Annotated in this window: 8 protein-coding genes and 1 tRNA gene; all 9 read left to right on the plus strand. The window is 41.6% G+C overall.

The genetic code is table 11. From position 1 onward, the window contains the following. Positions 1–103 precede the first annotated feature (103 nt). The 9 genes from EXE09_RS15700 (at position 104) to rpoC (ending at position 12,515) form a co-directional block, all read left to right on the plus strand. Positions 104–179 (plus strand) — tRNA-Trp (locus EXE09_RS15700). Positions 180–253: 74 nt separating this feature from the next. Then, complete coding sequence (gene secE / locus EXE09_RS15705) at positions 254–694, plus strand: preprotein translocase subunit SecE (RefSeq protein ID WP_068973912.1); 441 nt, start codon at positions 254–256, stop codon at positions 692–694. A 7-nt stretch (positions 695–701) separates the two neighbouring features. Further along, positions 702–1,235 (plus strand): transcription termination/antitermination protein NusG, encoded by a 534-nt coding sequence (gene nusG / locus EXE09_RS15710; RefSeq protein ID WP_004718486.1) that lies wholly within the window; start codon positions 702–704, stop codon positions 1,233–1,235. 117 nt (positions 1,236–1,352) lie between these two features. Continuing rightward, positions 1,353–1,781, plus strand: coding sequence for a 50S ribosomal protein L11 (gene rplK / locus EXE09_RS15715; RefSeq protein ID WP_004868049.1), 429 nt, complete (start codon positions 1,353–1,355; stop codon positions 1,779–1,781). A 3-nt stretch (positions 1,782–1,784) separates the two neighbouring features. Beyond that, positions 1,785–2,480 (plus strand): 50S ribosomal protein L1, encoded by a 696-nt coding sequence (rplA, locus tag EXE09_RS15720; RefSeq protein WP_068973911.1) that lies wholly within the window; start codon positions 1,785–1,787, stop codon positions 2,478–2,480. Between the two features lie 363 nt (positions 2,481–2,843). Next, the gene (gene rplJ / locus EXE09_RS15725) at positions 2,844–3,350 is read left to right on the plus strand and encodes a 50S ribosomal protein L10 (protein ID WP_068973910.1); all 507 of its coding nucleotides are present in this window, start codon (positions 2,844–2,846) and stop codon (positions 3,348–3,350) included. A gap of 48 nt (positions 3,351–3,398) precedes the next feature. Then, a complete protein-coding gene (gene rplL, locus EXE09_RS15730; protein WP_068973909.1) occupies positions 3,399–3,770 on the plus strand; it encodes a 50S ribosomal protein L7/L12 in 372 nt (123 codons plus the stop codon). A 307-nt stretch (positions 3,771–4,077) separates the two neighbouring features. Continuing rightward, a complete protein-coding gene (rpoB, locus tag EXE09_RS15735) occupies positions 4,078–8,166 on the plus strand; it encodes a DNA-directed RNA polymerase subunit beta (RefSeq protein ID WP_130117882.1) in 4,089 nt (1,362 codons plus the stop codon). A 155-nt stretch (positions 8,167–8,321) separates the two neighbouring features. Next, positions 8,322–12,515 (plus strand): DNA-directed RNA polymerase subunit beta', encoded by a 4,194-nt coding sequence (gene rpoC, locus EXE09_RS15740; RefSeq protein ID WP_130117883.1) that lies wholly within the window; start codon positions 8,322–8,324, stop codon positions 12,513–12,515. The last annotated feature ends 858 nt before the right edge of the window (positions 12,516–13,373 follow it).

A 13,373-nucleotide genomic window follows, 5' to 3' on the forward strand; every position in this document is an offset into this window, starting at 1 on the left:
TCGTGAAGGTGGTCGTACAGTTGGTGCTGGTGTAGTTGCTAAAGTAACTGCATAATCACATAATGAAATTTGAACCGAGAGTTTAGACTCTCGGTTTATTTATAGGTCAGTAGTTCAATTGGTAGAGCGTCGGTCTCCAAAACCGAATGTTGGCGGTTCGATCCCGTCCTGACCTGCCAGTTTTTAAATAAAAAACTTGATGTCGGCTAAACTGGTCATATAATAAGTCGCGAAACCTACGACGAGTACAAAAATGTCGAATGATAAATCACGTGACGCAAATGGCGGCGCGGCAATTCCTCAAAGCAACAATTCAGCTGAAATGGTGAAGTCAGGTTCTCCATTTGATTTTATTTTGTGGATCATTGCATTGGCTCTATTGGGCGGTGCGTTGATGACAAATCAATATCTTCCAGCATATTGGGCACCAGCAAATAATGTGTGGGTGCGCGTTGGGGTAATTTTAGCTTGTATCATCGTAGCTTTAGGTTTATTATACGCCACCCATCAAGGCAAAGGCTTTGTTCGTTTGCTCAAAGATTCGCGCATCGAATTGCGTCGAGTGACTTGGCCGACGAAGCATGAAACAGTAACCACTTCATGGCAGGTTCTGCTCGTTGTTGTAGTTGCCGCAATTATTTTGTGGTGTTTTGACTATATCATCGGTTGGTTTATGAAGTTTATTATCGGGTAAGAGAGCTATGAAACGTTGGTACATTATTCATGCCTATTCAGGCTATGAAAAACAAGTGATGCGTTCACTTAATGATCGAATCCAGCGTAGCGCTGTTGCTGATAGTTTTGGTGAAGTCCTTGTTCCTACCGAAGAAGTGGTAGAAATGAAGGATGGTAAGAAACGTAAGTCAGAGCGTAAATTCTTTCCAGGCTATGTATTGGTCGAAATGGAAATGAATGATGAAACTTGGCACATTGTTAAAGAATGTCCGAAAGTTTTAGGTTTTATTGGCGGTACGGCTGAAAAACCTGCACCAATTACGCAAAAAGAAGCTGATGCGATTCTTGCACGTGTACACAATAAAGGTGAAGCACCTCGTCCTAAGACGATGTTCGAGCCGGGTGAAGAATTATTGGTTACTGATGGTCCATTCACAGACTTTAAAGGTGTGGTGGAAGAAGTTCAGTACGAAAAATCGCGCTTAACGTTGACGATTAACGTATTTAACCGTCCAACGCAGGTTGAATTGGAATTTCGCCAAGTCGAAAAAACAATTTAATCTAAATCGTTTTAAAGCGCCCGATTTGTTATGGATCGGGCATTGTTGTTGTAACGGTATCGTTACTTAAAAACTTGGGGAGCTCTAAAAGGCGTTTGTACCCAGAGGTAATTTGAAATGGCTAAGAAGATTGACGGCTATATCAAGCTGCAAGTTCCAGCTGGTAAAGCGAATCCATCTCCACCGATTGGTCCTGCACTAGGTCAACGTGGTGTTAACATCATGGCATTCTGTAAAGAATTCAATGCTGCTACACAAAAAGTTGAAGCTGGTCTTCCAATTCCTGTAGTGATTACTGTGTACAACGATAAGTCGTTCACATTCATCATGAAAACTCCACCTGCTGCGATTCTTCTTAAGAAAGCTGCTGGTATCCAAAAGGGTTCAGCTGTACCTAACAAAACTAAAGTTGGTAAGTTGACTCGTGCTCAATTGGAAGAAATTGCGACTACTAAAGAACCAGATTTAACTGGTGCTGATTTAGACGCACGTGTACGTACCATTGCTGGTTCTGCGCGTTCTATGGGCTTGGAAGTGGAGCTATAAGACATGGCTAAATTAACTAAACGTCAAAAAGCCATTGCTGCTGCTGTTGAAGCAAACAAAGTTTACACTTTGGAAGAAGCAGTACAAGTTCTTAGCAGCCTACCTGCTGCAAAATTCAAAGAATCTTTGGATGTTGCGGTAAACCTAGGTGTTGATCCTCGTAAATCTGACCAAGTTGTTCGTGGCGCGACTACACTTCCTGCAGGTACTGGTAAAACTGTACGTGTTGCTGTGTTTGCTCAAGGCGCTGCTGCTGAAGCTGCTAAAGCTGAAGGCGCGGACGTTGTTGGTTTTGATGATCTTGCTGAAAGCATCCAAGCGGGTAACCTTGACTTTGACGTCGTGATTGCTGCACCAGACGCTATGCGTGTTGTGGGTAAATTAGGTACGATCCTTGGTCCACGTGGCTTAATGCCAAACCCTAAAGTGGGTACTGTAACTCCTGACGTAGCAACTGCAGTTAAAAATGCAAAAGCTGGTCAAGCACGTTACCGTGTAGACAAAGCGGGTATCATCCACGCTGCGATCGGTCAAGTAGGCTTTACTGCTGAAGCTGTTCGTTCAAACGTTGAAGCACTTGTTGCTGACCTTAAGAAAGCAAAGCCTGCAACTTCTAAAGGTATCTACATTCAAAAGATCACTTTGAGCTCAACTATGGGTCCTGGTCTTGTTGTAGACGTACAGAATGTTACTAAATAAGTTTTATTACTTATTAAAAGAATTTTAAAGCCCTGAGCAGGTTTTAAAGCATTGCTTTAAAATCTGCGCAAGAAAGAATTTTTGCTTTATTCGAAGCATAGCTTCTCATCTTGCGGGTCAGCAAAGCTCTGCTTTGCTGATCGCCCCTCAGGCAAACTTTGAATTGATAAATGAATGTTTATCAGCGTCAAAGACCTCAGGCGAGGGGAGTTTTCGGACTCGCTTCTTAAAAGTCCAGTCTGAGTAGACGCGGTGGTGTGATTTTTCCTCCTCCGCGTGTAAGTCCCAATGTTGCAAAACATGAGGCTTACGAATTGGGAGTGCATTCGGTTGAATGCATAAATTACCGCTAGGAGGTTTTCAATGGCTCTTCTTATCGAAGACAAAAAACAGATCGTAGCAGAAGTAACTGAAGTTGCTGCTACTGCGTTCGCTGCTGTTGTTGCTGACTATCAAGGTTTAACCGTTGAGCAGTTAACTACTCTACGTGTTGAAGCTCGTAAACTAGGTGTTAAAACACGTATCGTGCGTAACACTTTGGCTAAACGTGCACTTCAAGATACTCAATTCAATATCTTGAATGATGACCTTGTTGGTCCAACAATCTTAGCTTTCTCTACTTCTGAAGACGACATGGGCGCATCTGCTCGCTTGTTTGAAGAATTTGCTAAAACGAACAAAGCATTTGAACTTAAAGCTGCTGCATTTGACGGCAAACTTTATAAAGGTGCTGAAGTTAGCGTTATTGCAAATCTTCCAAACCAAGAAAAAGCACTTACTATGCTTGCCAATGTTCTTCAAGCTCCTATTTCGAAATTGGGTCGCCTTATTACAGCACTCAAAGAGAAAAACGAGTCAGAAGCAGCTTAAGCTTAAAAATTTTTACACACCATTCAATTTCCATTTGGAGTTATTCTCATGGCTTTAACAAACGAAGAAATCTTAAACGCAGTTGCTGAAAAAACTGTTCTTGAACTTGTTGAACTTATTTCTGCATTCGAAGAAAAATTCAACGTATCTGCTGCTGCTGTAGCTGTTGCTGCTGCTCCTGGCGCTGGCGCTGCTGCTGCTGAAGAACAATCTGAATTCAACGTTGAGTTGACTTCTTTCGGTGCTAACAAAGTTGCTGTAATTAAAGCAGTTCGTGAAGCTACTGGCCTTGGTCTTAAAGAAGCTAAAGATTTAGTTGAAGGCGCTCCTTCAGTAATCAAAGAAGCTGTTTCTAAAGAAGAAGGCGAAGAACTTAAGAAAAAACTTGAAGAAGCTGGTGCTACAGTTACACTTAAGTAATCTTAAGGGGAGTCGATTATTTAAAAATCGACTCCACAAATTGGCTGATGGCTCTTGGGTCATCAGCCTTTTTGCGTTACAATAATCGGCTCGATTTTAGATTGTTTGATGTAAAAATCATCAATTTTAAAAATAAATAAACACAATCAAACGCTTACCAATATTTTTCCATTTTAAAAATATTGTTAAGCGTTTTGTACCACTGAAATTTGCAGCATTTGTATAAAAGTGGTGGTCATATCGACCTGCGTAATTTCTTCTAAGTTCGTTCTGCAGGCGGACTTAGTTTACCTTCCGAGGACTCCAGATGGCATACTCATATACCGAAAAGAAACGGATCCGTAAGAATTTTGGTAAATTGCCCCAAGTCATGCATACTCCGTACTTGCTCGCGATTCAAGTCGACTCGTACAGAACTTTTTTGCAAGATGGCAAAACTCCAAAAAATCGCGAAGATATCGGTCTCCAAGCGGCATTTCGTTCAGTTTTTCCTATAGAAAGTTATTCGGGCAATGCTGCTTTAGAATTCGTTGAGTATAGTCTTGGTAAACCAGAGTTCGATGTTCGCGAATGTATTCTTCGTGGCTCAACTTTTGCGGCACCAATGCGCGTAAAAATTCGTTTGATCATCAAAGATCGTGAAACGAAATCAATCAAAGACGTTCGTGAGCAAGAAGTGTACATGGGTGAAATGCCACTCATGACTGAGAACGGTACCTTTGTGATCAACGGTACTGAGCGTGTAATCGTTTCTCAGTTACACCGTTCACCAGGCGTGTTCTTCGATCACGACAAGGGTAAAACACACTCAAGTGGTAAAGTGCTTTATTCAGCACGTATCATTCCTTACCGTGGTTCATGGTTAGATTTTGAATTCGATGCGAAAGATTTAGTTTACGTGCGTATTGACCGTCGTCGTAAATTACTTGCGACTGTTGTATTGCGCGCACTGAATTTCAGCAATGAACAAATCTTGAATATGTTCTATGAAAAAGTGCCTGTATATCTTGATATGGGTAGCTACCAAATCGACTTAGTCCCAGAACGTCTACGTGGCGAAATGGCACAATTCGATATCGTGGATAACGATGGTAAAGCGATCGTAGAACAAGGTAAACGTATCAATGCACGCCATGTACGTCAAATGGAAGCTGCTGGTTTAACAAAACTTTCAGTTCCAGATGAATACTTGTATGAACGTATTACAGCGGAAGATATTGCTTTACGTGATGGTGAAGTGATTGCTGCAAATACAGTGCTTAGCCATGAAATCTTGGTGAAAATTGCTGAAGGCGGTGTTAAACAATTTAACATTCTATTCACCAATGACATCGACCGTGGTTCATTCGTTGCAGACACTTTACGTGCAGATACCACAACAGGTCGTGAAGAAGCGCTTGTTGAAATCTATAAAGTGATGCGTCCAGGCGAGCCACCAACAAAAGAAGCTGCTGAAAACTTATTCAATAACTTATTCTTCTCTACAGAGCGTTATGACTTGTCTCCTGTAGGTCGTATGAAGTTTAACCGTCGTTTGGGTCGTCCTTACGAAGTGGGTACAGATCAGAAGTCTCGTGAAGTTGAAGGCATCCTTTCTAACGATGACATCATTGATGTATTAAAAACTTTGGTTGAAATCCGTAACGGTAAAGGTGAAGTCGATGATATCGATCACTTGGGTAACCGTCGCGTACGTTCTGTTGGTGAAATGACAGAAAACCAATTCCGTGTAGGTCTTGTTCGTGTTGAACGTGCTGTTAAAGAACGTTTAAACCAAGCTGAAACAGATAACTTGTCTCCACAAGATTTGATCAATGCAAAACCAGTTGCTGCTGCAATCAAAGAATTCTTTGGTTCAAGCCAATTGTCTCAGTTCATGGATCAAAACAACCCGTTATCTGAAATTACACACAAACGTCGTGTATCAGCGCTCGGTCCTGGTGGTTTGACTCGTGAACGTGCGGGCTTTGAGGTACGTGACGTACATCAAACTCACTATGGTCGTGTGTGTCCTATTGAAACGCCTGAAGGTCCAAACATTGGTTTGATCAACTCGCTTTCAGTTTATGCGAAATGTAATAACTTCGGTTTCTTGGAAACACCTTACCGTAAAGTTGTTGATGGTCGTGTAACGGATGATGTTGAATATTTATCTGCGATTGAAGAAGTGGGTACTGTGATTGCACAGGCCGATTCGATTGTTGACAAAGACGGTAACTTACAAGAAGAATTCGTATCTGTACGTCATCAAGGTGACTTCGTACGTATGCTTCCTGAAAAAGTAACGCATATGGATGTATCTGCTCAGCAGGTTGTATCTGTTGCTGCGTCACTGATTCCGTTCCTTGAACACGATGATGCCAACCGTGCATTGATGGGTTCAAACATGCAACGTCAGGCTGTTCCTACTTTGCTTGCTGACAAACCACTTGTTGGTACAGGTATGGAAGCAAACGTAGCACATGACTCTGGTGTGTGTGTGATCGCGAAACGTGGCGGACGTATTGAGTTTGTTGATGCTTCTCGTGTGGTTATTCGTGTCAATGAAGACGAAATGATCGCGGGTGAAGCTGGTGTAGATATCTACAACCTCATCAAATATACACGTTCAAACCAAAACACTTGTATCAACCAAAAAGTGCTTGTAAGCCTTGGTGATAAAGTGGGTCGTGGTGACGTTCTTGCTGATGGTCCTTCTACTGATGGTGGTGAACTTGCGCTTGGTCAAAACATGCGCGTAGCGTTCATGACTTGGAATGGTTATAACTACGAAGACTCGATCTTACTTTCTGAGCGTGTACTTCAAGAAGACCGTTTGACTTCGATTCATATTCAAGAATTGTCATGTGTTGCGCGTGATACTAAGTTAGGTGCAGAAGAAATTACTGCTGATATTCCTAACGTAGGTGAAGCTGCACTGTCTAAACTTGACGAATCAGGTATCGTTTATATCGGTGCTGAAGTTGCTGCTGGTGACATCCTTGTAGGTAAAGTAACGCCTAAAGGTGAAACTCAATTAACTCCTGAAGAAAAATTGCTTCGCGCAATCTTCGGTGAAAAAGCGGCTGACGTGAAAGACTCATCTTTACGTGTATCTTCATCTGTGAAAGGTACAGTTATTGATGTTCAAGTGTTCACACGTGACGGTATTGAAAAAGATGAACGTGCTCAAGCAATTGAAAAAGCGCAGTTAGATGCTTACCGTAAAGACTTGAAAGAAGAATTCAAAATCTTCGAAGAAGCAGCACGTGAACGTATTGTTCGCTTGTTGAAAGGTCAAGAGTCTAACGGTGGTGGTACAACTAAACGTGGTGACAAACTTTCTGAAGAATTGTTATCTGGTTTAGAGCTTGTTGAACTTCTTGAAATTCAGCCAGTAGACGAAGCAATCGCTGAACGTTTAACTCAAATTCAAGTATTCTTGAAAGAGAAGAGCCAAGAGATTGACGAGAAATTTGCTGAGAAAAAACGCAAACTTTCTACAGGTGATGAGCTTACAACTGGCGTATTGAAAGTTGTTAAAGTGTATTTAGCTGTTAAACGTCGTATCCAGCCTGGTGATAAGATGGCGGGTCGTCATGGTAACAAGGGTGTTGTATCTAACATCTTACCAGTAGAAGACATGCCACATGACATCCACGGTGTTCCTGTTGATGTGGTACTTAACCCTCTAGGTGTACCATCTCGTATGAACGTGGGTCAGATTCTTGAAACTCACTTGGGTATGGCTGCGAAAGGTCTTGGCGATAAGATCGACAAGATGATGAAAGAACAACGTACAGTTCTTGAACTCCGTGAATTCTTAGACAAGATTTATAACAAAGTTGGTGGCGAGCAAGAAGATCTTGATAGCTTAACTGATGAAGAAATCTTGGTATTGTCAGGTAACTTGCGTAAAGGTGTTCCTTTAGCAACGCCAGTATTTGATGGTGCAGAAGAAGGTCAAATCAAAGAGTTACTTGAACTTGGTGGTATTTCACGTACAGGTCAAACCGTATTGTATGACGGACGTACAGGTGAACGTTTCGACCGTCCAGTAACTGTTGGTTATATGTACATGTTGAAATTGAACCACTTGGTTGATGACAAGATGCACGCGCGTTCTACAGGTTCTTATTCTCTTGTTACGCAACAACCATTGGGTGGTAAAGCTCAATTCGGTGGTCAGCGTTTCGGTGAGATGGAGGTCTGGGCACTTGAAGCTTATGGTGCTGCTTATACACTTCAAGAAATGCTTACTGTGAAGTCGGATGACGTTGAAGGTCGTACTCGCATCTATAAGAACATTGTAGATGGTAACCATTATATGGATCCGGGTATGCCTGAATCGTTCAACGTATTGACCAAAGAGATCCGTTCTTTAGGTATCAACATTGAACTGAAAAATGGTGACTAAGAAATCTCCCCCAGCCCCTCTTTAAAAAAGAGGGGAGAAGTCCCCCTTTCTTAAAGGGGGATTTAGGGGGATTTCGAGATTCCCTAAAATCAGTAAAAACAATATTTGTGACCCAGTTGTAGAGTGAAAATCTCCACAACACACGGAGAAAAAAATTGAAAGACTTGCTCGATATCATGCGCAAAAAGACGGACTCAGACGGTCATGCTCCAGTAGAGTTTGATCGCATCCGTATTGGTCTTGCGTCACCAGAAATGATTAAGTCATGGTCTCACGGTGAAGTTAAAAAGCCAGAAACCATTAACTACCGTACGTTTAAACCTGAACGTGATGGTTTATTCTGTGCCAAAATCTTTGGTCCAGTAAAAGATTACGAATGCTTGTGTGGTAAATACAAGCGTATGAAATACAAAGGCGTCATTTGTGAAAAATGTGGCGTTGAAGTAACAACTGCGAAAGTTCGTCGTGAACGTATGGGTCACATCGAATTGGCTTCTCCAGTTGCGCATATTTGGTTCTTGAAATCATTACCAAGCCGTATTGGTTTGCTTCTAGATATGACTTTACGTGATATCGAACGTGTATTGTATTTCGAATCTTATGTGGTTACAGATCCTGGCATGACGCCAATGGAGAAATACCAGCTTCTTAACGATGAAGAATACTTCACTGCTTTAGAAGAACATGGCGACGAATTCAGCGCGAAAATGGGTGCGGAAGCTGTTCAAGACTTGTTGAAAGACATCGATCTTGAAGCTGAAATTTCTCGTTTACGTGAAGAAATTCCAAACACAACTTCAGAAACGAAGCTTAAAAAAGCATCTAAACGTTTGAAGTTGATGGAAGCGTTCAAAGAGTCGAACAACAAACCAGAATGGATGGTGATGAATGTACTTCCTGTACTTCCACCAGATCTTCGTCCGTTAGTTCCGCTCGAAGGTGGTCGTTTTGCGACTTCTGACTTGAACGATCTTTACCGTCGTGTAATCAACCGTAACAACCGTTTAAAACGTCTTCTTGACCTTGCTGCGCCAGACATTATCGTACGTAACGAAAAACGTATGTTACAAGAGTCTGTAGATGCGTTGTTAGATAACGGTCGTCGTGGTCGTGCAATTACTGGTTCGAACAAACGTCCTCTTAAATCTTTGGCAGATATGATCAAAGGTAAACAAGGTCGTTTCCGTCAAAACTTACTTGGTAAGCGTGTTGACTATTCTGGTCGTTCGGTAATTACTGTAGGACCATCATTACGTTTACACCAATGTGGTCTTCCGAAGAAAATGGCACTTGAATTATTCAAACCATTTATCTTTGCGAAACTACAAGCATCTGGTCAAGCAACCACCATTAAAGCTGCGAAGAAAATGGTTGAGCGCGAAACGCCAGAAGTTTGGGACGTTCTAGCATCTGTAATTCGTCAACATCCAGTGATGTTGAACCGTGCGCCAACACTTCACCGTTTAGGTCTTCAAGCATTTGAACCTATTCTGATTGAAGGTAAAGCGATCCGTCTTCACCCACTCGTTTGTGCTGCGTTCAACGCCGACTTCGATGGTGACCAAATGGCGGTTCACGTACCATTAACACTTGAAGCTCAGTTAGAAGCTCGTGCGTTAATGATGTCGACCAACAACATCTTGTCACCTGCGAATGGTGAGCCAATCATCGTTCCTTCTCAGGACGTTGTCTTGGGCTTGTATTACATCACACGTGATGCAATCAATGCCAAAGGTGAAGGCATGGTGTTCGCGGATACTCACGAAGTAAACCGTGCGCTTGCAACAGGTCAAGTTGATTTACACGCTCGCGTTAAAGCACGTGTACACCAAACTGTAATTGATGAAAATGGTAACCGTGAGCAACAAACCATTGTTGTAGATACGACTCCAGGCCGTTGCTTACTTTGGGAAGTTGTTCCTGAAGGTATGGATTTCCAACAAATCAATGTTGAGATGACCAAGAAAAACATCTCTAAATTGATTAACTCTTGCTATCGTAAATTAGGTTTGAAAGATACCGTTATCTTTGCTGACCAATTGATGTACTTGGGCTTCCGTCAAGCAACACGTTCAGGTGTTTCTGTTGGTATGGAAGACATGTTGATTCCACCACAAAAACAAGCAATTATCGAAAAAGCTGAAGTTGAAGTTCGTGAAATCGAACAACAATTCGAACAAGGTTTCGTAACTGCGGGTGAGCGTTATAACAAAGTTGTCGATATTTGGGCGCGTACAAACGACCAAGTAGCGAAAGCGATGATGGATAACTTGTCATTCACAACTGTTAAAAACAAACAGGGTGAAGACGAGAAACAAAAATCATTCAACTCAATCTACATGATGTCTGACTCTGGTGCCCGTGGTTCGGCAGCTCAGATTCGTCAGCTTGCAGGTATGCGTGGTTTGATGGCGAAACCAGATGGTTCGATCATTGAAACACCAATTAAAGCAAACTTCCGTGAAGGTTTGACCGTACTTCAGTACTTCATTTCAACACATGGTGCACGTAAAGGTTTGGCCGATACAGCACTTAAAACTGCGAACTCTGGTTATTTGACTCGTCGTCTTGTAGACGTAGCACAAGATTTGGTTATTACTGAGCCTGATTGTGGTACTTATGACGGTCTTGTCATGACGCCGTTCATTCAAGGTGGCGATGTAATCGAGAACTTAGGTGCTCGAGTATTAGGTCGTGTACTTGCTGAAGATGCGAAAAAACCTGGTTCAGATGATGTTATTCTTCCACGTAATACACTCATCGACGAAAAACTTGCAAACTATTTAGAAGAGCAAGGTGTCGATGAAGTGAAAGTACGTTCAGTTGTAAACTGTGCGTCTACTTTCGGTGTATGTGCGAAATGTTATGGTCGTGACTTGGCTCGTGGTCACTTGGTGAATCCAGGTGAATCAGTTGGTGTAATGGCTGCACAATCAATTGGTGAACCTGGTACACAGTTAACCATGCGTACATTCCACGTGGGTGGTGCTGCAAGCCGAACTTCTGCTGCTAACAGCGTTCAAGTTCGTAACAAAGGTACAGTTCGTTTCCATAACGTTAAAACTGTACAACATGCTAAAGGTCACTTGGTATCTGTTTCACGTTCTGGTGAAATCGGTATTGCAGATGACATCGGTCGTGAACGTGAACGTTATAAACTTCCATACGGTGCGTCTATCTTAATCAAAGATGGCGAAGTTGTAGAAGGCGGCGGTATTGTTGCAACTTGGGATCCGCATACACATCCATTGGTTACAGAAGTTGCTGGTAAAGCACGTTTCAGCCAAATCGCTGATGGCGTAACTGCAACATCGAAGACTGATGATGCTACTGGTATGACGACTGTAGAAATCTTACCTGTAACAGCACGTCCTGCTTCTGGTAAAGATATGCGTCCTGCAATCGTGTTGGATACAGCAGATGGCGGTGAGCAATTCTACTTCTTGCCACAAAACACGATCGTAACTGTTCGTGATGGTGAAACAATCGGTGTCGGTGACGTTATCGGTCGTGTACCACAAGAATCTTCACGTACTCGTGATATTACCGGTGGTTTACCACGTGTAGCTGACTTGTTCGAAGCGCGTAAACCGAAGGAACATGCAATTCTTGCAGAAGTTTCTGGTGTTGTTAGTTTCGGTAAAGAAACTAAAGGTAAAAACCGTTTAGTGATCACACCTGATGATGGTTCTGAGATCTACGAAGAATTGATTCCAAAATGGCGTCAAATCAACGTGTTCGAAGGCGAGCATGTGAACCGTGGTGAAACCATTTCTGATGGTCCACAAAACCCACATGACATCTTACGTCTGAAAGGTGAAGTTGCATTAACCAACTACATCGTGAACGAAGTTCAAGACGTTTACCGTCTCCAAGGTGTAAAAATCAACGATAAACATATTGAAGTCATCGTACGTCAAATGTTGCGTAAAGTTGATATCACTGATGGCGGTGACACAAGCTTCATCAAAGGCGAACAAGTGGATTACATCCGTGTTGTCGGCGAAAACCAAGCTGTCTTGGCTCAAAACAAGTTCCCTGCGAAGTTTGAACGTCAATTGATGGGTATCACGAAAGCATCGCTTTCTACTGACTCGTTCATCTCTGCTGCATCGTTCCAGGAAACAACGCGTGTGTTAACTGAAGCTGCTGTAACAGGTAAAGAAGATGATTTACGTGGCTTGAAAGAAAACGTTGTAGTTGGTCGCTTGATTCCAGCAGGTACTGGTCTTGCATACCATTTAGAACGTCGTCGTCAAGAAGCGGAAGCTGCTGAACATGAATTGGTCAATGACTTCTCTGAAGTTGACCAAGCATTCTCTCAAGCTTTAAATGAAGATTCTTTCTAAGAACGCATTTAGATTTTGAAATGAAGAAGACGCCTTAGGGCGTCTTTTTTTGTATACTGAAAATGAAAAACCTTTATAAAATTTGAGTACTACCATCATTTTCATGATCCAATATATGTAAGCTTATAATTTAAAATAAAAAAAGGAGAATAAATATCGATGCTACCGCCTTGTAATACCACACTATGGATGGTGAGTTTGGTCTTGATCTTTTGGATTTCTATACTGTTGATTCTTGAAATTGTAAGATATATCAATCAATTTTATAAAGAGCTTACGGGTCAATGGACATCATTTTGGATATTTACGGATCGGCTGTTGAATAATGAAAGGTTTTCGCTCAGCCTAAAATGGCATCGAACTCTTGTCATGGTGTGCTTTCCAATAATACTATTTATTCTGTTCTCTTTGATGTTTATGCCAGAGATGAGTTTTTATGGTGTACTGATGATGTTAGGGATGAGCTATTTTATATTTCTATCTTTACTTGGACTTTTTAAACTTCAAGAGTCGTGGATCTCGAATTTGGCAGTAAAATTTCAAACACTATTCATCATCAGCATGATTATTGTATTCGCTCTATTCATTAGTTCAGTGTCGGCTATTCAGCTATGCTTATGATAGTCTTTTGAAATAGAATGATTTAACGATAAATTTATATTAAAACAAGAATAACTTTTTTGAATATTCAGTATTGTTGAATTTTAAATTTGGTCATGGCAGTTACAAATGAATGTCAAAAATCTAATATTTTTCCATTAATTTGTGTTTCTATGGCGTAATATTATTTTAAAGCGACTCTATATTTTAACAGTTGTGTTGATGAGAGTATAAAGCTGTAGCGTTAAGCTAAAGGAG

This window comes from Acinetobacter sp. WCHAc060025, from assembly GCF_004209355.1.
Taxonomy (GTDB): domain Bacteria; phylum Pseudomonadota; class Gammaproteobacteria; order Pseudomonadales; family Moraxellaceae; genus Acinetobacter; species Acinetobacter wuhouensis.